Annotated in this window: 16 protein-coding genes and 1 other RNA gene; 5 read left to right on the top strand and 12 right to left on the bottom strand. The window is 36.1% G+C overall.

Features of this window, described 5'->3' with window-relative positions:
* From ABF281_RS02580 to ABF281_RS02565, 4 genes are all read right to left on the bottom strand, one after another.
* The coding region (locus tag ABF281_RS02580) for an ABC transporter ATP-binding protein (RefSeq protein WP_347180136.1) at positions 1 to 1526 on the bottom strand (1526 nt) is incomplete at its 3' end.
* Positions 1526 to 3247 carry a phospho-sugar mutase gene (locus ABF281_RS02575; RefSeq protein WP_347180135.1) on the bottom strand — a complete coding sequence of 574 codons (1722 nt, stop codon included), beginning with the start codon at positions 3245 to 3247 and terminating at the stop codon, positions 1526 to 1528. The genes ABF281_RS02580 and ABF281_RS02575, both read right to left, overlap by 1 nt.
* 18 nt (positions 3248 to 3265) lie before the next feature.
* A complete protein-coding gene (locus ABF281_RS02570; RefSeq protein WP_347180134.1) occupies positions 3266 to 4219 on the bottom strand; it encodes a glycosyltransferase family 2 protein in 954 nt (317 codons plus the stop codon).
* 10 nt (positions 4220 to 4229) lie between these two features.
* Positions 4230 to 4745 carry a DUF4199 domain-containing protein gene (locus ABF281_RS02565; RefSeq protein ID WP_347180133.1) on the bottom strand — a complete coding sequence of 172 codons (516 nt, stop codon included), beginning with the start codon at positions 4743 to 4745 and terminating at the stop codon, positions 4230 to 4232.
* 141 nt (positions 4746 to 4886) lie between these two features.
* Here ABF281_RS02565 and ffs point away from each other — a divergent pair.
* Positions 4887 to 4985, top strand: an RNA gene (gene ffs / locus ABF281_RS02560) — signal recognition particle sRNA small type.
* A 67-nt stretch (positions 4986 to 5052) separates the two neighbouring features.
* Here ffs and ABF281_RS02555 read toward each other — a convergent pair.
* Positions 5053 to 5910, bottom strand: a complete 858-nt coding sequence (locus ABF281_RS02555; RefSeq protein ID WP_347180132.1) for an RluA family pseudouridine synthase — start codon at positions 5908 to 5910, stop codon at positions 5053 to 5055.
* A 183-nt stretch (positions 5911 to 6093) separates the two neighbouring features.
* On the opposite strand from ABF281_RS02555, the gene ABF281_RS02550 reads away from it, so the two are divergent.
* On the top strand, positions 6094 to 7395 hold the full coding sequence (locus ABF281_RS02550; protein ID WP_347180131.1) for a DEAD/DEAH box helicase: 1302 nt from the start codon (positions 6094 to 6096) through the stop codon (positions 7393 to 7395).
* A 63-nt stretch (positions 7396 to 7458) separates the two neighbouring features.
* Here ABF281_RS02550 and ABF281_RS02545 read toward each other — a convergent pair whose 3' ends face one another.
* From ABF281_RS02545 to ABF281_RS02535, 3 genes are all read right to left on the bottom strand, one after another.
* Positions 7459 to 8394: a DMT family transporter gene (locus ABF281_RS02545; protein ID WP_347180130.1), complete on the bottom strand. Its 936-nt coding sequence runs from the start codon at positions 8392 to 8394 to the stop codon at positions 7459 to 7461.
* Positions 8395 to 8405: 11 nt separating this feature from the next.
* A complete protein-coding gene (locus ABF281_RS02540) occupies positions 8406 to 9716 on the bottom strand; it encodes a DEAD/DEAH box helicase (protein WP_347180129.1) in 1311 nt (436 codons plus the stop codon).
* A gap of 80 nt (positions 9717 to 9796) precedes the next feature.
* Positions 9797 to 11365 (bottom strand): FAD-dependent protein, encoded by a 1569-nt coding sequence (locus tag ABF281_RS02535; RefSeq protein ID WP_347180128.1) that lies wholly within the window; start codon positions 11363 to 11365, stop codon positions 9797 to 9799.
* Between the two features lie 126 nt (positions 11366 to 11491).
* Between ABF281_RS02535 and ABF281_RS02530 the strand changes: the two genes are divergently transcribed.
* Complete coding sequence (locus tag ABF281_RS02530; protein ID WP_347180127.1) at positions 11492 to 14074, top strand: chondroitinase-B domain-containing protein; 2583 nt, start codon at positions 11492 to 11494, stop codon at positions 14072 to 14074.
* Positions 14075 to 14138: 64 nt separating this feature from the next.
* On the opposite strand, the gene ABF281_RS02525 is transcribed toward ABF281_RS02530, so the two are convergent.
* Positions 14139 to 14585 carry a KTSC domain-containing protein gene (locus ABF281_RS02525; RefSeq protein WP_347180126.1) on the bottom strand — a complete coding sequence of 149 codons (447 nt, stop codon included), beginning with the start codon at positions 14583 to 14585 and terminating at the stop codon, positions 14139 to 14141.
* A 199-nt stretch (positions 14586 to 14784) separates the two neighbouring features.
* On the bottom strand, positions 14785 to 15732 hold the full coding sequence (locus ABF281_RS02520) for a tRNA-dihydrouridine synthase family protein (protein ID WP_347180125.1): 948 nt from the start codon (positions 15730 to 15732) through the stop codon (positions 14785 to 14787).
* Positions 15733 to 16208: 476 nt separating this feature from the next.
* Between ABF281_RS02520 and acs the strand changes: the two genes are divergently transcribed.
* Positions 16209 to 18119: an acetate--CoA ligase gene (acs, locus tag ABF281_RS02515; protein ID WP_347180124.1), complete on the top strand. Its 1911-nt coding sequence runs from the start codon at positions 16209 to 16211 to the stop codon at positions 18117 to 18119.
* A gap of 142 nt (positions 18120 to 18261) precedes the next feature.
* On the opposite strand, the gene ABF281_RS02510 is transcribed toward acs, so the two are convergent.
* Positions 18262 to 19425 (bottom strand): tetrahydrodipicolinate N-succinyltransferase N-terminal domain-containing protein, encoded by a 1164-nt coding sequence (locus ABF281_RS02510; protein ID WP_347180123.1) that lies wholly within the window; start codon positions 19423 to 19425, stop codon positions 18262 to 18264.
* A gap of 127 nt (positions 19426 to 19552) precedes the next feature.
* The gene (locus tag ABF281_RS02505; protein WP_347180122.1) at positions 19553 to 19951 is read right to left on the bottom strand and encodes a DUF2721 domain-containing protein; all 399 of its coding nucleotides are present in this window, start codon (positions 19949 to 19951) and stop codon (positions 19553 to 19555) included.
* A 267-nt stretch (positions 19952 to 20218) separates the two neighbouring features.
* Between ABF281_RS02505 and ychF the strand changes: the two genes are divergently transcribed.
* Positions 20219 to 20985 (top strand): redox-regulated ATPase YchF (gene ychF, locus ABF281_RS02500; protein ID WP_347180121.1); only part of this gene is annotated, 767 nt, incomplete at its 3' end.

The raw sequence follows: 20985 nt of genomic DNA, 5'->3' as shown, positions 1-20985 counted from the left end.
GACAACAAACCGCCATTATCGCCCACCATATTGTTGTAAGCCAAAGGGAGGTCTTTGATAAACTCGTGAGCATTTGCAATTTTAGCAGCTGCTATTATATCTTCATCTTTTGCATTGGGAATCCCTAGGGCAATGTTATTTTTAATGGTGTCATTGAAAAGTAAAGGTTCTTGAGCGACAATTCCCATTTGTGACCTTAATGAGTCAGTGGTAACTGTTTTGATGTCAATACCATCGATGGTGATCTTCCCTTTGTTTACATCCCAAAATCTAGTGATCAGATTGGCCAAAGTAGATTTACCGCTACCAGACTGCCCCACAAATGCTACTGTTTTACCTTTAGGTATGGTTAGTGAAAAATGCTTTAAAACATACTCTTTATCGTATTTAAAAGAAATTTGATCAAAAACAATTTCATGTTTAAACTCGGTGATAGCTTTCGCATTTGTGTTGTCGGCTAATGGATTGATGCTGTCTAAAATCTCAATGACGCGGTCTGCAGCTGCATTTCCTATTCGAACTTTATTGTTAGCTTTTGATATCGCTTTTGCTGGGGTCAGTATATTATATGCCAATCCCATAAACACAATAAATTGGCTAGGTTCTATGGAGTCTCCTATCAAAACCATTCGACCTCCAAACCAAAGGAGACAGGCAATTGTCGTAATTCCTAAAAATTCGCTTGTCGGGCTCGAGGCGGATGCACGCTTTCCCATTTTATTGCTGAGTCTGCGTATTTCATTGTTCAATGCCTGGTATCTGTGGATGACAAAATCTTGTGCATTAAACGCCTTGATGATTTTCAAACCTGTGATGGCTTCTTCGATACTACTCAAAATATGCCCCCCTTTTAAAAATATTTTTCTAGACTGCTCTTTTATTTTTTTGGTGATGATAGAAATAGCAAATCCAGAAATCGGAATAAAAGTAAATATAAAAAGAGACAGCTCCCAACTCATATTAAACATGATGATCAGCGTAAAAATAATATTTAGAGGTTCTCTGATAAAAGTGATAACTAGGTCTAAATAGGTGTCGTTTACGATGTTAATATCATTTGTGGCTCTAGAAATAACATCACCTTTTCGTTTTTCGGAATAAAAAGAAACAGGTAGTGAGATTATTTTTTCAAAGATTTCGTTTCGGATGTCGCGTAAAACATCATTTTTTAAAAACATCATATAGATGTTACCAAAATACCCAAAGATGTTTTTTAACAAGAAAACAACAACAACACCAAATACCATATAGCCCAGCGTACTCTCAACTCCATGCTCCACGTTGTTTGTGGTTACAAAATAGTTTAAAAAAGTTTCTAAATATTCTTTGTTAAGGTTTAAGATCCCAGGGAAATTAGGCTTCACATCAATAGGTTCTGTTTCTCCAAAAATTACACTCAGTACCGGCATTAATGTCACAAATGATAAAGCGGTAAATAGCGCATATAAAATATTGAAGATTACTGCAGTAAAACCTTGACCACCATAAGGAACGGCATAAGAGATGAAGCGTTTGAAATTTTTCATTAGTTGTTTAACTTTAATTCTAAAATGATGTCTTCAATTTTTTGATCTAGAATTGCTTCTACTTTTTTTGCTTCTTCAGGGCTTGTAATAGAAGATTTAACACCAATATAGAATTTTATTTTTGGTTCTGTACCACTTGGTCTGATACAGACTTTTGTTCCATCTTCTGTGTGATAAATCAAAACGTTAGATTTTGGAAGGTCTATAGAGGTCTCTTCTCCCGAAATCATATTCTTTTGTACTGAGGTGTCATAGTCACAAATATACTCAACTCTCGAACCTAAAATATTATCGACAGGTTGTTCACGAAAATCAGCAATCATTTTTTGAATTTGAGCAGCTCCGTCTATTCCTTTTTTGGTGATAGAAATTAAACTTTCTTTGTAGTATCCATGTTGGATGTAAAGGTCTAGTAGTTGTTGGTACAATGTTGTTCCTTTTGCTTTTGCGTGTGCAGCCATTTCGCAAGCCAATAAGCATGAAGTTACCGCGTCTTTGTCTCTGACAAAATCTCCGATCATGTAACCAAAACTTTCTTCTCCACCTCCAATGAATTCCTTTGTTGGGTGATCTGCAATAGCTTTTCCTATCCATTTGAATCCTGTCAAAGTAATTGCAGTATCTATGCCGTAATGGTCTGCCAAAACGTTTACCATTTCTGTAGATACAATTGTTGTCGCAGTGAATGCATTGTCCCCTAAACTTCCTGTTTTCTTCTTCTGATTGATTAAAAAATCAGTCATTAGTATCATGGTTTGGTTTCCATTTAACAACTTCATGTTATCGTCTAAATCTCTAACTGCAATTCCCAAGCGATCACTGTCAGGGTCGCAACCCATGAGGAGATCAGCACCAATATCATTAGCTAGTTTTCTTGCCATCAGCAGGGCTTCTGGCTCTTCTGGGTTTGGAGATTTTACGGTAGGGAAATCACCATCGGGGATGGATTGCTCAGCGACCAAGGTAACATCACTAAAACCAGCTTTGTCTAATACTTGTGGAACCGATTTTATGGAAGTTCCGTGCAAGGGTGTAAATACGATCTTTACTTTAGTTCTATCTACATCACCAAAAATACCATTGCTAACCGATATATTGTGAAAAGCCTTGTCAACATCTGATCCGATATAGTTGAGCAACTTGGGGTCTGCGGTAAATTTTATTTGATCAAAAGAGACTTTATTGACTTCTTCAATAATCAAACCATCATTAGGTGTTGTTATTTGGCAACCTTCTGCATTGTAAACTTTATAGCCATTGTATTCTGGCGGGTTATGTGAAGCAGTTAATACAATTCCAGTATCGGCACCCAAATGACGAACTGCAAAAGACAATTCAGGAGTTGTCCTCAGATCATCAAACAGATATACTTTGATTCCGTTTGCCGTAAAAACGTCTGCAACTACTTTTCCAAATTCTTTACTGTTGTGTCGACAGTCGTAGGCGATGACAGCACTAATCTTTTTGTTTGAATGGTGGTTTTTTAAAAAATTAGAAAGCCCTTGAGTTGCTTTTCCAAGTGTGTATTTGTTAATTCGATTGATTCCTGCACCCATGACACCTCGCATGCCTCCAGTTCCAAATTCCATGTTTTTATGGAATCGATCTGTCAACTCATCGGGATGGTTGTTTATTAAATTTTGAACCTCTTTCTGGGTTTCCAAATCAAATATAGGAGTTAACCATTCCTCCGCTTTTTTTATGATTTCAATAGTGTTCATAGGTGGTAAAAGTATCGTTTAAATTTCTTCTTCAAGATAGTACAAATTATTTTTTTTTCTGTTTTTAAGAATCATTTCTCCAATAAAACCTGCAATAAATAATTGAGTACCTAAAATCATAGAGGTCAGTGCAATATAGAATAAGGGATTCAAAGTAATCAGATTAGCCGTTTGTTTGAAATAAAAAACAATAGCTAGTTTTTGAAGTCCGATGTATGAGGTTAAGATAAAGCCGAACAGGAACATGAGGGTTCCAATCAATCCAAAAAAATGCATCGGGCGTTTTCCAAATTTTGATAAAAACCACAAGGTGATCAAGTCTAAAAACCCGTTGGTAAATCTATCGATCCCAAACTTGGTTTGTCCATGTTTTCTCGCTTGGTGCTGTACAGGTTTTTCCCCTATTTTTGTGAAGCCAATATTTTTTGCCAAAATAGGAATGTAACGGTGCATTTCTCCCGTGACATCAATGCTTTTAACTACCTTTTTTTTGTACGCTTTCAATCCGCAATTGAAATCATTTAGTGCAATCCCAGAGGTTTTTCTTGCTGCCCAATTGAATAATTTTGAAGGGATGTTTTTTCTGATTTTGGAGTCGTAGCGTTTCTTTTTCCATCCACTTACCAGGTCAAATCCTTGTTGGGTAATCATGTTGTAAAGTTCTGGTATTTCCTCAGGGCTATCTTGTAAATCCGCATCCATGGTAATGATGACTTCTCCTTGTGCTTTTTTGAAACCAGCATTTAGCCCTTGTGATTTACCAAAGTTCTTTAAGAATTTGATTCCTTTTACACAGGGGTTCTGAGCCTTTAATTCTTGAATGATTTTCCAAGAATTATCTGTGCTACCATCATCAACAAAAATAAGTTCATAGCTGTAATTGTGTTTTTGCATAACAGCTACAATCCATTGATGTAATTCTGGTAAAGAATCTTCTTCGTTTAATAAAGGAATAACGATAGATAATTGCATGGTTTTTTGCTTATTTGTTACGAATGAATAAAGCGGTTATCACAGAGGTAACAAACCCAATAAACAGATTGATGGCAATGCTAAACAAAATAGTACCAGGTAAGAAAGCATTTCTTGAAAGTTGTATGGCATTGTTTAAATCCTCTTCATTTTTAAATTGTCCTGAGGCAATAGAACGTTCTCTATTCATCTGCTCAAACTCTGCTAGTGTGCTGGGTTCAATACTGTATATGAACAACAAAGAGTATGCAATATATACAGCAGCAGTTAGCAGTCCAATGATAAGTCCAAATTTTATCAATTGTCCAAATCCTTCAATAGCCGCATGTTTTTGTATGAATGAAATAGCTATCGCGATGACAACTATAGGAATGAGTAAACCTAGATAAGAAAAGATAGAATCACGCTCACCTATGTAGGGATTCGTTTGTGTAGTTGTATTTATAATTACTTCATTTAAAACTAATAAAAGCCCTGATAGCAAACCAAACTTTAAACTAGGTTTTGTATTGAAAAATGAATTCATTGTATTGTTTTTTTTTTAAATTTAAAACAAAGATAAGCATTTAAAATACTAAAGTATAAGCTTTAAAAAAGATGAATTCAATATTAAAAAATGAGGTGTCAAATGTTGTGTGAATTGTAATAAGGTTGTAGATTTGCATCCGGGCAAGTCCTACACAACTAGCTCCCTCGGAATCCCCCAGGGCGGGAACGCAGCAAGGGTACTTGGTTGTAGCGGTGTGATGTAGGCAGCTTGCCCTTTTTTACAGAACAAATGAATAATTTCATATCACAAAAAAATCAGCTTTTCAGGCTGATTTTTTTTGTTTTTAATCTCTAAATAGCCAATCAAATTTACGAGGATTGGGTAAAGAAATTGTCAGTCTTTCTTGTCTATGTGGATGGGTAAATTCTAGAGATTTTGCATGTAAATACAACCCTTTCCCTTTTAAGTTTTTTTCCCTACATCCATATTCATGATCTCCGAGAATAGGATTTCCTATTGATTTGCAATGAATTCTTAGTTGATGCCTTCTTCCAGTATGAGGGGTTAATTCTACAAGGTTTAGCTGATCGAATTTTTCAGAATTGATGGTCTTGAGAGTAGTATAGCTCGTCAAACTTTCTTTTTCATCTATGGGTGTATGGATAGTCCCTTGGGATTTCATTTTGCCTATTGTGACTGCTATATAGGTTTTATGAATGTTCTTGTTTTCAAACAACTTCCCTAAGTTCATGATGCTGTTTGCGGTTTTACCAATAAGTAATAAGCCACTAGTTGCAAAATCCAACCGATGTACAGGCTGTGGTTTGACAGCGTCTTTATGTGCACTTGGGGTTAAATTGTGTGTGAGCGCATTGGTTACGGTTTTGGCTTTATTACCACTAACCAATAATCCTGCGGTTTTGTATATGACAGCCAAATAATCATCTTCCCAAACTACTTTCAATGCTAAGTTGATGTTTTTTTTCTTGAGGTTTTCATCTTCTAACAAATCAATCTTTTCAGTACCGATGATGAATTGGCCAGAAACTCCTCTTTGATCGTTGACCAAGATTAGTCCTTTTTTTATTGCTTTTTTGATTCCTGACTTCGTGGGAACACTAGCAAAAATACCCACAGCATATTCAGACAAGCGACTTCTTGATGAAAGTAAAGGAGCGGTATGTGTTTCTAAAATTTTCATTTCTTGCGAAGCTAGAATAATCTGACAAATAATGAACTAGCTTTAGCATTATATTTACCTGATGAAAAATATCTATCTCTCTCATTATCAATCAGTACAAAAAATAAGAGCAATATCATTTATTAAGTAGTATCTTTGCAAACGCTACAAAATTGACTACGTGTTGATTTTTAAAATAAATTTATGACATTTGAATCTTTAGGATTATCAGAGGCTATTGTAAAAGCCATCAATAAAAAAGGGTATACAAAGCCTTCACCGATACAACAAAAAGCCATACCACATATCTTACAGGGTAAAGATGTGCTGGCCTCTGCCCAAACAGGGACTGGTAAAACAGCAGGGTTTACTTTGCCCTTATTGCATTCTTTATCCACTCAGAATAAGTGGAAACGACGACCTATACGTGCACTAGTACTTACGCCTACAAGAGAATTGGCGGCACAAGTTTATGATAATGTAAGGGAATATAGTGAGTTTTTAGAGATCAAGTCCGCAGTCATTTTTGGTGGTGTTAAGCCCAAACCTCAAATTACTACTTTGCGAAGAGGAGTGGATGTATTGGTCGCTACCCCAGGTAGACTATTGGATTTGATCAGTCAAGAAGCGCTCTCTTTGTCCAAGATAGAAATTCTAGTCCTTGATGAAGCAGATAGGATGCTAGACATGGGTTTTCTACGTGATATCAAAAAAGTTTTGGCATTGGTTCCAAATGAGCGTCAAAATTTATTGTTTTCTGCTACTTTCTCTCCAGAGATAAAAGCTTTGGCAAATACTTTCATGAAATCTCCTGTTGAGGTAGCATCTGCACCACAGAATACAACAGCAGAAAAAGTAAAACAAACTTTTTACAATGTAAATAAAGGAGATAAGCCTCAGGCTATTATTGGAATGATTAAGTCAGGAAACTGGAGTCAGGTGTTGGTCTTTACAAGAACGAAGCATGGTGCAAATAAATTGGCAGACAGATTGGTTAAAAGTGGAGTCACGGCAGCTGCTATTCATGGAAACAAGAGTCAAGCAGCGAGAACAAGAGCTTTAGATGGTTTCAAGAAAAATTCAGTTAGAGTGCTTGTTGCTACAGATATTGCGGCTCGAGGATTAGATATCCCCTTATTGCCCCACGTCATAAATTATGAGTTGCCAAATGTTCCTGAAGATTATGTGCATAGAATTGGACGTACCGGTAGAGCAGGAGCAAGTGGTGAGGCTATTTCTTTGGTTTGTGGAGAAGAAATAAAATTTGCGTTAAGCATAGAAAAATTATTAGGAATTAAACTACCGATGCAAAATTTAGCGGGTTTTGATTTTAAAGCTCCCACAGCTGAGGAATTGAAGGCTATGAAAAAAGGGCCCTCTAGGACAAATTCACCCAAAGCAACACAGCGCCCAAAGAAGAAAGCAAAACCTGGTGAGGCTCCAAAGTGGGTACAAGGGAAAAGAAATTCGGCTTCTAAATTAGGTAGAAGTAGAAATAGAAGATAACGAGTAATACTTGATTAAAACCAAAAATTGAACTTCAGTTTTTGGTTTTTTTTTACGAGATTTCTATTCCTTTTTTTTAAATCTGAGTTTGTTTTGGCTAATTTTTCCATTGATGATAAATACAGCTAGGATAGCCATAGTCCCCCCAATCAGGGTATTCCATAAAAGGTGTTCACCAATAAAAACAAAAGAAGTCAATACGGCTGTTATCGGTACAATAAAGATGTAAGTGCTTGCTTTTTCAGCACCAATTCTTGCGGTCACATATAAAAAACAAGTAGTGGCAACGGCAGAGTTTACAATGCCAAAGTAAATCATGTTGAACCAAAATCTAACGTCAGCTTTGGCCAATAATAGTTTGAGATCATCAAAGTCAACAAAGCAACTAAGTACCATAGCAGCAACGATGTGTGTCCAAAAACTAAACCCAATCGCATTCCCAAATTTATTTGCATGGGAACTTATTTTGCTCATGATTGCCCAAACAAGCGCTGCCAACAAAAAGAAAAGATTTCCAATCTCCAATATATGACTGGTATTCTCCCAAATTTTAAGCAATATCATTCCTGCTGTAAAGCCCAAAAGCAATCCGATATATTCTTGTTTTGTAGGTAAAATTTTGCTGATAAGTAACCCTATGATGTACGCGAAAATAGGATTGATAGTGGTTACCAATACACCACCAGCACCAGCAAATCCCTCATGGACTCCTTTGAAAAAAAACAATGTGTAGAGTAAGATGAATACAGAAGCTCCAATCACATATACCCAACCTTTTGAATGTACTGTTATTTTTGTTTTTGTAAAATAAGTCAAAGGCAAAAGCGCTAAAGGAACCAATAAAAATCTAAGAAAACTTAAATTCGTTGCGCTTGTATAGGTGCCAAGTATTTTTGCACAAGTCCAGCTAGTTCCCCAAATACACATACTCATAATCATGGCAACGAGTAGGAGTTTTTCTTTTTTGCTATTTGATGTATTGGTCTTGTTCTCTATCATTTCTTAAAAGTTTAGATCTCTGTAATTCTAACTTTCTTTTTCTTTAATCTTTGATTGTTTACAAGATTTAATAAGGATCGGGTGTTTTTTAGTTTTACAGAAACAAAAGTACAGTCATGTTTTAACTCAATAACACCAACTTGATTTCCAGATAGTTGTCCTTTTTTGATCAATAATCCTAGAACATCGCCTTTTGAGATTTTATCTTGCCTACCTCCTGAAATAAATAAAGTTTTCCAGGGCGAAGGTTCTGGTAATGTGTTTTGTTGCAAATGTACAATGTCATCAATGGTAATAAATTCAGGTAAGTCTTCTTTTTTCCATTGCATTACATAGGCTGTTCCATCGTTGTTCATTCTTGCAGTTCTTCCATTTCTATGGGTAAACTCCTCTATCTTTAATGGCAACTGGTAATGGATTAAAAAATCAATTTCAGGGATATCCAATCCTCGTGCTGCTAAATCTGTTGCAATCAAAATATTGTAAGTTCCATTACGAAATTTGATCAGAGCCCTTTCTCTATCTTTTTGCTCCAACCCTCCATAAAAGCAACCATGAGAAATTTCATGATCCTCCAAATAATCACTTACCCTAGCAATACTGTCTTTGTAGTTACAAAAGATAATTCCTGACTTGTTGCCAATATGACAAAGTGTGTCGACTAAAGTTTTAAGTTTGTCTTTATCAGGAGATAAAACTTTTTGAATGGTCAGTTGAGTTTTTTTATCATTTAAGAAATTGATCTCATAAGGGTTTTTGATCTTAACAAAATCAGGGAGGTCAATCTCTTGGGTGGCTGAGGTTAATATTTTTTGTTTTATGGATGGAAGTAATTGGATGATTTCACTCATTTCCTCCTCAAAGCCAACCTCTAAAGATTTGTCAAATTCATCTAAAATCAAAGTATGAATATTCTCAGCGTTAACATTCTTTTTGCGTAAATGATCTGCAATTCTTCCTGGGGTTCCAATCAATACGGTGGGCGTGTGAGCCAATTCAATTTTGTCTTTGGATATAGGTCTTCCTCCATATACACAATTTGCCTTGTGGCCTGTTCCCATTTCTCTAAAGACTTGTTCTATTTGAATGGCCAACTCTCTTGATGGGGTAATAATCAATACTTGAACACTTTTACTTGTCGCTTTTATTTTTTGAAGCATTGGCAAAAGAAATCCAAGTGTTTTTCCAGTCCCTGTAGGAGATAATAAAACAACATCTTTATCTGTAGCAATTGCTTTTTGAGCGGATTCTTGCATAGCATTTAATTCTATGATTCCTAATTTTTCAAGAATGCTCTTTTGATTTTTATAGAGTTTAGACATGTTTTTTTTAGTGTGATTTAGGGTAGATCCATGATGTTCTTATGACCTATTGTGTCGTTCAATCGCTTTTTGTGAATTTGTTACTGGTAAGATTTCAAACGTTGTATTGCTGCCTCTGCACAACGCTCACCATCCATTGCTGCAGATACAATCCCACCAGCATAGCCACCCCCTTCACCACTGGGGAATAAGCCTTCAATTTCAGGATGTTCTAGGTTTTCTTTTCTAGGGATATTTACAGGAGATGAAGTCCTCGATTCTACTCCAATGACATTAGCTTCATTTGTGTTGTATCCATGCATTTTGGTACCAATCTGCGCAAACCCTTTTCGGAGTCTTCCTCCAATTGCTTTGGGGAGCAAAGAGTGTAGAGGAGAAGATTTTAAACCAGGTTGGTATGAAGTTGGATTTAGCTCAGGAGATACCTTTCCATCTATAAAATCTGTTAATCTTTGAGCAGGTGCTGTTTGTGTTCTACCCCCAGCAGTGAAGGCAAGACGCTCTAAATCTTTTTGATATTGTAGTCCTTTTAAAGCTCCGTATTGCTCGTATTTTTGTAAATCCTTTTGCGCATTAATTTCCACAACAATTCCAGAATTTGCAAATGCGTTGTTTCGTTTAGAAGGAGACATCCCATTGACGACCAACTCTCCGTTTTTTGTTGCAGCGGGCACTATAAATCCACCTGGGCACATACAAAAAGAGTATACCCCTCGGTTTCTTACCTGTTCTACCCATCCGTATGCAGCAGCAGGTAGCAATTCATGTCTGCTCTCCTGGCAGTGGTATTGAATTTGGTCAATGATTTGTTGAGGGTGTTCGACACGAACACCCATTGCAAAAGATTTAGCCTGCAAGGCAATCTTCTTTTGGTCTAACAATTCATAAATATCACGAGCAGAATGTCCTGTCGCTAGGATCAATGCTTTTACACTTAGCTCACGGCCGTCTTCGAGTTGGATTGCTTTTAGCTTGTTGTTTTTTATATGCACATCAATGACTCTAGATTCAAAGTGTACTTCTCCTCCGTAGTGGAGAATGTTTTCACGAATCTTAGCAATGATTTTAGGAAGTTTGTTGGTGCCGATATGTGGATGTGCGTCTATCAATATTTGGTCTGTAGCTCCATGATAAACTAGATTTTCAAAAATCCTTCGAACGTCACCTCGCTTTAAACTTCTTGTGTATAGTTTTCCATCAGAATAAGTTCCGGCACCTCCTTCACCAAAACAATAGTTAGAATCATGATCTACTTTATGAAATTGATTGATTTGGCGTAAATCTCTTCGTCTATCTTGTACATTTTTTCCACGCTCTAAGACCACTGGTTTGTAGCCTAGTTCAATGCAACGAAGCGCGGCATACATTCCTGCAGGGCCAAAACCAACAATATGAATTTCGGGCTTTGCACTAACATCTTGATAGTTAAATTCATATTCACACTTTTCAGGGGCCGCTTCTTTGATATAAACAGCAACTTTGTAGTTAAAATATATTTGAGGCTTTCGAGCGTCTATAGATTTTCGAATGACTCTTATTGCGGTAATTTCTTTTCTGGAAATACTGAGCCATGCTGCGGCTTTCATTTCTAAAATATTTGCTTTCTCCTCCTCTTGAAGTTTTATGCGAAGTTGAATCTCTTTTACCATAAAGCAAAAATAGTTTATTTATCATAAGTTGATCAATCAAACATGAGAACTTATTCGTTTTGTTAGTTTAGGTAAAATACCCTAGCTTTGTGAATTGGTTAACCAATTATTTTAAATACCATCTCAATGAAAACATATCGTCTTTCAATTCTTTTGTTGTTCTATTCGATGCTAATGATCGGGCAAAATAAAACTTATAATATTGACGATCCTGAAGATTTAAGGAATGTTTTGTATCAACCAGGAGATCAAATTGTTTTAAAAAATGGGACCTATACAACGGATGAGAGAATGATTTTTTTAGGATCAGGTACTGCAGACAATCCTGTTGTGTTTAGAGCAGAAACTCCCGGTGGAGTAATCTTTACTGGAGGTCCAAGGTTGACCATTGGAGGGGAGTCCGAAAACGATGGTCTCTTGGCTACGGGGGATTATCTGATTGTTGATGGGTTTCATTGGAAAGGAGGTTATGGAGCGAGCAATTTTATAGAGTTTAGAAATGGTGCAGATTATGCTCATCATTCTAAAGTACAAAACTGTGTGATAGATGGCTTAGGGGTGGAGCCTTCAGAATTGGCAGAAGATCTTGCAGATGGACAGATTACAAAACACCGATGGATTGTTCTATATGGAACCTTTAATACTGTTATCAATTGTTCTTTTTTGAACAAGTCAACCGCAGGGGCTATTATATTGGCAGAGTATTCATACAATGCATTTCCCATCGTTCCAGAGGGAGCGCCAGAAATAAATAACAGTTGCGCGTTGGTTGGTCATACAATTAGTAACAATTATTTTTATAATTTCGAAAAAATGGACCCTTCCTTGAGTAATGCTGGTGATAGTGAAACCATAAGAATTGGTACCAGTGAATATCAAATGGTAAATTCAGGTGCAACGGTTCAGAATAACTACTTTGTTCAGTCTGATGGAGAGAATGAAATCATCACGAACAAAAGTAAAAATAACAGGTATTATCGCAATACTTTTAGGCGATGTAGGGGTTCTTTAGTTTTGCGTCATGGTTCTAATGCATCTGTTGAACAAAATTATTTTTTAGGAGAAAACATTGACGGAACTGGAGGAATTAGGATTACCGATAGTGATCATGTTATTCGTAACAATTATATCCAGAACTGTATTGCAGTAGACAATCAAGCCAAATGGAATAATGGAATTACTTTTATTGGTGGGTCAGCAAACGCTTCGGTTGTCTGTACCTCTACCAATGTTTCTAACGGATATCAAAAAACAGAAAATATTGAGGTTTCAAATAATACTTTCATCAATACATATGCACCATTGTATTTTAATACAGATAAAGGTTCAACGGATCCAAGAGGAATTGTCCGTGATAATTTGATTTATTTTCAAAATGATAATTCAAATATTTCAGAAGTTATTTCTGGTGAGTATGCAAATCTAGGTTCCGCTTTGACCTATTCTGGCAATGTGTTTACTGGAACTACTTTGGGAGTGACCAATAATGGTTTTACATCAAATGATCAGCTTGTTGCAGAGACGAATGATGAGGTTTTTACTGTTTCAGGAGCTTCAGGTAAAGGAGCGAACATGGGCGATTATACTCCAACCAAAGATGAGAATGTAGGGTATGGGATTGGAGCGTGTTTTGTAGATCACACAGGAGCAAACATAAACGAGGGTGACTGTGTTATTGTTGTTCCAGAACCAGGAAATTATTTGTCTATTGGTAGTTTGCCAAATTTTTCTGCTGAAGGAGGGAGTGCTAATGCTCAAGTGTCAGCTAATATAAGTTGGACAGCAGTATCAAACCACGATTGGATCACAATAGATGCCTCTTCTGGAACAGAAAATAAAACGGTATCAATTTCTGTTACAAAAAACAATACTTACTCTAATAGGACAGGAAGCGTAATTTTTTCTGAAGTAGCGGGAGGAGATGATATCGTCCAAACTTTGACCATTACTCAAGCTGCAGCAGATCCTAGATCAAGTCTTGTTTTGATCAATGATCATTCTCAGACAGATCACGTAACGATTGCTTCTGTGTTTCATGAGGAAATTACAAGTTCAAAAAACAATATAGCGATCCATAGCCTGGACAAAGATTTTAATACTCAGTGGTCCGGAAATGGAGTTCCGGGCGAAATAGTGTATGATTTAGGAGGTGGTTTTGACTTGGCTTTGGTAGACTTTGCTACTACAAAAGGGAAAACGTATGAATTTCAAATTTGGATTTCAACCACAAATACGAATAGAGAGAGTTTTACCAATGCTTTCTTAGACCAAGGTAATGATAGTGGGAACTTAGTAAGCAATTCAACTGGAGCATTTGAAAGCTATAGCTTGTCAACTGTAGTTTCAGGAGTCAAGTACGTAAAAATAATTGGTTATGGACAGCCGGCAAGGCCAAGTGATTGGAATACAATAAAAGAAATTGAGTTTTATAAAACCAATGATAATTTGTCTTTTGGCGTAAGCGGAATAGGAAAAGTTGAAGTATATCCTATCCCAGCAAGTGAGATATTGTATTTGAAGAATCCAAAAAAGAAAATCAGTGTAGTAGATTTCTATAGTTTAGAGGGGAAGCTTATGCTTAATCAAAAAGTAGAAGCATCTTTAGAGGAAATATCAATTGATACTTCGTCGCTACCAGGTGGGTTTTATATTTTAAAGATAAGGAGTCACAAAAATGATGAAACGCATAAGAAAGTCATCATCAAATAAGGGAGGCAGTCAATAAAAAAAGAGCCAAAACTGCTTAGGTAAGACTTTGACTCTTTTTAATTCTCTATGCTTCAGTCGTTCCTTTTTTTGATTTTCGATACACAAAAGATTTAAAAATATTACGCCTACCAAAATTGTTGATGGATTTACTATTGATAAACTTTAAAAACAATTTATGATTTACACCAAAGTATTCATAGGTGTTCCCGTCTGTGAAAGTAACTTCTAACAACATGCTTTTGTGGTGATAATCTGCTACTTGAGACAAAGTAATCGTTTTGTTGTATTCTTCTCGTCCAGCTTCTTTTGTTTCTGGAGCTATACTAACTAGGAAGTGATAGCCATCTATGATTTTAGTACTGATTTTCTCGGCTTCTAGTTTTTTTTCTTCATCCTGAAATTTATCTGGGTGCCATTGTTTAACCAGTCCTCTATAACTAGTTTTTAATTCTTTTAAATCTATAGTCCCTTCCACTTTGAAGAGTTTTTTGTACTCATTGATGCGTTTCATCTATTCTTTTTTCAAGGTTGGGTGCAAATCTATTCATTATAATTATGGTTTGATGTGTTTAAAATGCATTTGTGCATTTTGTTTTGGCATCCAGAATGAGCACTATGTAAATTGTCAGAGATTTTAGATTTTTCAACAATCAATAACCCTTGATGAGTTCTCTTTTTCTGTTAGATGTTATGATTTTTCAAATTAAAAATCACTTTTGTTTGGCGAATATTTCATTCACAGTCGCACGGTATTTTTTTTGGTTTCCATTTTTTTTAATGGCTTTGAAAGTTTTTTGTGGATTGTCAAAGGATTGAGAAAAGTACTCCCAAAACCCTAACATTTTCATTTTGATTGGGGTAGGACCTGACAGCGCTTCATCGTATTGTTGATAAATCGTATCGTGAAATTCTTTGAAAACTTTCCACTTATTTTCAGGGTATGATGTGGAGTTGTTCTTAATCATACTCGGTAAGAAAGGGTCAGAGATTAACCCTCGTCCAATCATGAAATGATCGATTTCTGGGAATCGCTCTTGTATTTTTCTATAGGATTCAACGGAGGTTATGTCTCCGTTATAGTATAGTTTGTGAGGCGTTTTTGCTAAGCATTTTTCAAAAGCATCTAAATCAACTCCTCCTTTGTAAAGTTGTTTTCCAATACGGGCGTGTATGGCTATGTTTTTTAGTGGATATTTTTGTAGGATCGGGAATACTTTTAAAATTTCGGTGGGCGTTTCGTAGCCCATTCTCATTTTCATTGAAATTGTAAGATCACTTTCTTTATGAGCTTTTTGGAGTACTTCATCAATTTTTTGTGGTTGACAAATCATGCCAGATCCCATACCTCGTTTGGTGACCATTGGGTAGGGACATCCTAAGTTCCAGTTTAATTCTTGGTAGCCTAAAGATTGAACATAGTTTAGCGCAAATAAAAATTCATCTGGATCATTGGTCATCACCTGAGGGATTAAATTTGGAACTTGATTGTTTTCAGGATTCAAATCTCGTTGGTAGTTGTTTTTAATGACCAATTTTCCGTTCATTTTAATGTAGGGAGCGTAAAAAGTGTCAATACCACCAAAAAAGCGATGAAATGCGTTTCGGAATCTAAAGTCTGTAAATCCTTGAAGTGGTGAGGATAAAAGCGTTATTGGCATTCAAAAATTTTTAGCGAAAGTAATGAAAAACAACACATCAAAGAAAATTGAAGAGCGTTTTGTAGCTCAAATACAATAAGTGTTACTCCGAGTCTCTAAACGATTTAAGTTTCTTCAAAAGATCTTCAGGGGGGATTTAATGCTGATGGAACATTGAGGTCATTTTTTTAAACCTCCTACGCACCAAAAGCAAAAACAAGTATAATGCTATTGTTGGAGAGAATTTGGTTATTGATTTTTTTGTTTTTGAAATTTTATTATTCATATTTGATAGAGGATAGATTTGAAAGAGATGTTTTTTTGGATACAACATCATTGATGTTCCGTTTTACAAGATTTGTAGGCGTTCCATAAAAAAATAATTAGAAGGGAGAAATGATCATTGTTTGGTCTTTTAGTAACACTCTTTTTTGTGAACAAGTCCTCCGTAAAAAAAAATCAATTCATTAAGGAATTGAACCATTAAAATAAGAATCATGAGTAATTATCACATCAAGCATCTAGAGGAATATTATCAGATCTATAGGAAATCAATTAGAGAGCCAGAAAACTTTTGGGAAGAAATTGCTGAAGAACATTTTGTTTGGCGAAAAAAATGGAATAAAGTTTTGACTTGGGATTTTTCTAAACCCGAAATAAAATGGTTTCAAGGGGCACAGTTAAACATTACAGAAAATTGTATTGATAGACATTTGTCAACTCGAGGAAATAAGACAGCTATTTTATTTGAGCCCAATGACCCCAAATCCCCTGCTGAGCATATTACCTACAAGCAACTATATGAAAGAGTCAATCAGTTTGCCAATGTTTTGAAAACACAAGGTGTTCAGAAAGGAGATAGAGTTTGTATTTATGTACCTATGATCCCAGAGTTGGCGATTGCTACTTTAGCTTGTGCAAGAATCGGAGCGATACATTCAGTAGTTTTTGCTGGGTTTTCTTCAACAGCATTAGCCACAAGAATTAATGATTCTGAATGTAAGATGGTCATTACTGCTGATGGATCTTACAGAGGAGCCAAGACAATCGATTTAAAAGGGATTGTTGATGAAGCTTTAGAGCAGTGCCCATGTGTTGAAACTGTATTGGTAGCCAAGAGGATTCATTCAGATGTCAAAATGAAACAGAATAGAGATTATTGGTTGCAGCCGTTATTAGAAAAAGCCTCTAAAGGATGTGATGTGGAAATCATGAATGCAGAAGACCCTTTATTTATTTTGTATACTTCAGGTTCAACAGGAAAACCCAAAGGGATGGTACATACCACTGCGGGCTATATGATTTACGCGGCATATACGTTTAAGAATGCATTTCAGTATAAGGAGGGAGATGTTTATTGGTGTACTGCTGATATTGGTTGGATTACGGGTCATAGTTATATTGTTTATGGGCCTTTAGCAAATGGAGCGACTACAGTCATGTTCGAGGGGATCCCAAGTTATCCAACTTTTGGACGTTTTTGGGATATTGTAGAGAAACATAAAGTCAATCAATTTTATACGGCCCCAACAGCCATACGTGCTTTAGCTAAGCATGGAACTGAACTGGTAGATCAATATGATTTGTCATCTTTGAAAGTTCTGGGCTCCGTAGGAGAACCTATCAATGAAGAAGCTTGGCATTGGTATAATGATAATATAGGAAAAAAGAAAAGTCCTATTGTAGATACATGGTGGCAAACAGAAACCGGTGGTGTAATGATCATGCCGATTCCCTATGTAACCCCGACTAAACCTACCTACGCAACATTGCCTTTTATTGGTATTCAGCCCTGTTTGATGGATGAGCATGGGCAGGAATTGTCTGGAAAACAAGTAGAAGGAAGACTTTGTGTCAAATTTCCATGGCCAGGGATGGCAAGGACAATATGGGGAAATCACAGTAGATATAAGGAAACTTATTTTTCAGCTTACGAGAATAAATATTTCACAGGGGATGGAGCATTGAGAGATGAAGTAGGGTATTATAGGATTACAGGAAGGGTAGACGATGTGATCATAGTATCAGGACATAATCTAGGAACAGCTCCTATAGAAGATGCAATTAATGAGCATCAAGCCATAGCAGAGTCTGCTATTGTAGGTTTTCCACATGATGTCAAAGGAAGTGCTTTGTACGGATACATCACATTGAAAGATACTGGAGGAGATAGGAATCACGAAAATTTAAAGAAGGAAATCAATCAACTGATCACTGATAGAATTGGACCGATTGCAAAATTGGATAAAATTCAGTTCACCGATGCATTGCCTAAAACCCGTTCGGGAAAGATCATGAGGCGTATCCTGAGAAAAATAGCTACAAATGATTTAAGTAATTTAGGAGACACAAGTACTTTGCTAAATCCAGAGATTGTGCAGCGTATTATAGATCAAAAACTACTATAACATTGCTTGACGCAAGATCAGTTGGTTAGCGTTTATCGTCAAGATGTAAATTTAGATGTCGTTTCACAAAGACAAATTGTTCTAAAAAATAAAACCCTCTCATGATAAAATGAGGGGGTTGAAATGATCAATAAAACGAAGTTTAATTCTTTACGTGTAGTGCCTCGTTTAATTCAATAGTCTTTGGGTTTGGACGACAAGTCAAGTGACCATTGGTAGAATCTAACAAGAAAAGTAATTTTTCTTTTCCGTTTAATTCGGCACCTTTTACAATATTTTGACCTTCTTCGACTGAATTCCCGTTAATGTCAACAGGTTGCTTGTTGTTGTCATACAACCAAACCTTGGCAGCAGCAGTTACATAAACACCTGCAGCAATGGTACAACCAAATCCTAAAGAAATTCCTGTTCCAGCATTTGCTCCTAACAAACATTTGTCTCCAATAGATATCACGTTTTTGTTTCCTCCAGAGAGTGTACCCATGATAGAAACCCCACCTCCTAAATCCGAATCATGGCCAACAACCACCCCAGCAGAGACTCTACCTTCGATCATGGCGTTACCTTTTGTTCCAGCATTGAAGTTGATGTATCCTGCAGGCATTACGGTTGTTCCAACAGCGCAATGAGCACCTAAGCGTACCTGTGATCCACTGGCAATTCTTACTCCATTTGGCACATGATAATTGACCATGTATGGAAATTTATCAACATGAGAAACAATGATGTTTTCTCCTTTGAAAGTTGCTTTGATTCTTTCTCCCGAAAGGTCCTCTGGTAAAATTGGTCCATGATTGGTCCAAGCAATGTTGTTTAGTTTTCCAAAAACACCTTCAAGGGATAATCCATGAGGTAATACATGTAATTGAGACAAACATTGTAGTTTGAAATAGCCTTCAACAGCATCGTTAACGGGCTGGTCTTTGTCAAATAAGAAATAGGCTACCACATCAATTTCTTGGTAAGTGTTTGGATTGTTAATGTTTTCCAATAGTTGTTGGATTACAACAATATTAGGGTGTTTTTCAATTTCTCCATGAAAAGCAGAAAAGTTATCGAAAGCCTTTTGTAATTGTAGTTTTGAAACCGTTACAAATCCGTTGTTACTTCCCTTAAATCCAGTAACATCTTGAAGTAAAGCTGCTGTTCCAAAAGCAGTATTCCAATTGATGCTAGGGAAATTTACGTCTAAGACCTTGTCTCCTTTAGCTCTTCTGATTCCCAAACCAAAGGCCATAGGTTTTGTGTATCCTTCCGTAGCTTCTACTTTAGCTACGTATGCTTTAAATGCTTCTATTGTTTTCATGTGATGTGTTTTTCTAAAATGATGCCGCAAATATAAGGTATTGCTTTTAGCTACAAAAACAGACTTTGAGTTGTTGTATCAAAAAAAGAAAACGATATTAAAAATGAAAAACGACTTGTGCTAAGGGCTAAATAAACTTTCCTTTGATGTCTTTCAATTGAATTTGTAGGGCTTTGGTAGAGACTTGAATTTCAATAAAGAGCAGGATCAATGATATCATCATGCAGCAAAGACTTATGATAAAAACAATATTTGAAGATAGTTGCTGAGCTAAGAAAAGTAGTAGCATAGTGAGTACTGCTCCCATGAAGCTTAAAATGGCGAAACCCTGAGTGGCTCTTATTAAGGTAAGTCTTCTGCTTAAAATTTTAATTTGGTCCCCTATGTTTTTTTCGTGAGAATTCTGATATTCCTTGTGTAGTTGTCTGATTAGTGATGCAATAGCTAAATATCTAGCATTGTAGGCCAACATAGATAAGGAAATAGCGGGAAATAGTAGCGCGGGAATACTCAAGGATAAGTTCATGTCTGATATGATTTTAAATCAAGTTCAAAAGTACAAAGAATCTTGTAGATGTGTTTTGAAGTTGTATGGTTTCGTTTTGTTACAGTTTTGAATAAACAACAGATTGTTTTTTTATTCAATTCCTTTGCCTAATGTTTTACTCTAAGATAGTGTTTTTTGTGAATTTCTAATTTTTTGTCATGCCATCATGTGTTTAATACACAATGCGATTTTATAAAACTTTAAATTATAGATTGTATCTTTGCCACGTCAAAAAAACAAAAATTCATGAAAGCAGGTATTGTAGGATTACCAAATGTAGGGAAGTCAACATTGTTTAATTGTTTGTCCAATGCAAAAGCGCAAAGTGCAAACTTTCCATTTTGTACTATTGAACCTAATATTGGTGTGGTAAATGTTCCAGATTCTAGATTAGAAAAATTAGAAGCATTAGTGAATCCTGAAAGAGTGGTCCCAGCAACAGTAGAGATTGTAGATATTGCGGGATTGGTAAAAGGAGCAAGTAAAGGAGAAGGGTTAGGAAATCAATTTTTAGCAAACATAAGAGAGACAGATGCAATTTTGCATGTATTGCGCTGTTTTAATAATGACAATATTATTCATGTTGATGGTTCTGTAGACCCTATAAGAGACAAAGAAACTATTGATATTGAGTTGCAGTTGAAAGATTTAGAAACTGTAGAAAAGCGTTTAGAGAGAGTAAAAAAATTAGCCAAAACAGGAAACAAAGAGGCACAAGCGGAGTTTGAAGTATTGGATAAAGTTAAAACTTCTTTAGAACAGGGGGTTTCGGTAAGAGCTCTAAATTTTACGGAGAAAGAAATGGAGTTTGTCAAGTTGTTACAGTTGATCACAATCAAACCGGTGATGTATGTGTGTAACGTAGATGAAGAAGCTGCTGTTGATGGAAATGAATATGTAGAAAAAGTGAAAGAGGCCGTAAAAAATGAAAATGCTGAGGTCTTGTTTTTAGCTGTTGGAACTGAAGCAGATATTAATGAGTTGGAAGACTACGAGGAAAGAAAAGAATTTTT

The organism is Wenyingzhuangia sp., assembly GCF_039768515.1.
Classification (GTDB): Bacteria; Bacteroidota; Bacteroidia; order Flavobacteriales; family Flavobacteriaceae; genus Wenyingzhuangia.
This window is presented reverse-complemented; position numbering and strand designations above follow the sequence as displayed.

Bases quoted from the DNA above. Each gene is read 5' to 3' on its own strand.
- ABF281_RS02575 (WP_347180135.1), bottom strand. From the start codon at position 3,247: ATGAACACTATTGAAATCATAAAAAAAGCGGAGGAATGGTTAACTCCT.
- ABF281_RS02570 (WP_347180134.1), bottom strand. From the start codon at position 4,219: ATGCAATTATCTATCGTTATTCCTTTATTAAACGAAGAAGATTCTTTA.
- ABF281_RS02565 (WP_347180133.1), bottom strand. From the start codon at position 4,745: ATGAATTCATTTTTCAATACAAAACCTAGTTTAAAGTTTGGTTTGCTA.
- ABF281_RS02555 (WP_347180132.1), bottom strand. From the start codon at position 5,910: ATGAAAATTTTAGAAACACATACCGCTCCTTTACTTTCATCAAGAAGT.
- ABF281_RS02550 (WP_347180131.1), top strand. From the start codon at position 6,094: ATGACATTTGAATCTTTAGGATTATCAGAGGCTATTGTAAAAGCCATC.
- ABF281_RS02545 (WP_347180130.1), bottom strand. From the start codon at position 8,394: ATGATAGAGAACAAGACCAATACATCAAATAGCAAAAAAGAAAAACTC.
- ABF281_RS02540 (WP_347180129.1), bottom strand. From the start codon at position 9,716: ATGTCTAAACTCTATAAAAATCAAAAGAGCATTCTTGAAAAATTAGGA.
- ABF281_RS02535 (WP_347180128.1), bottom strand. From the start codon at position 11,365: ATGGTAAAAGAGATTCAACTTCGCATAAAACTTCAAGAGGAGGAGAAA.
- ABF281_RS02530 (WP_347180127.1), top strand. From the start codon at position 11,492: ATGAAAACATATCGTCTTTCAATTCTTTTGTTGTTCTATTCGATGCTA.
- ABF281_RS02525 (WP_347180126.1), bottom strand. From the start codon at position 14,585: ATGAAACGCATCAATGAGTACAAAAAACTCTTCAAAGTGGAAGGGACT.
- ABF281_RS02520 (WP_347180125.1), bottom strand. From the start codon at position 15,732: ATGCCAATAACGCTTTTATCCTCACCACTTCAAGGATTTACAGACTTT.
- acs (WP_347180124.1), top strand. From the start codon at position 16,209: ATGAGTAATTATCACATCAAGCATCTAGAGGAATATTATCAGATCTAT.
- ABF281_RS02510 (WP_347180123.1), bottom strand. From the start codon at position 19,425: ATGAAAACAATAGAAGCATTTAAAGCATACGTAGCTAAAGTAGAAGCT.
- ABF281_RS02505 (WP_347180122.1), bottom strand. From the start codon at position 19,951: ATGAACTTATCCTTGAGTATTCCCGCGCTACTATTTCCCGCTATTTCC.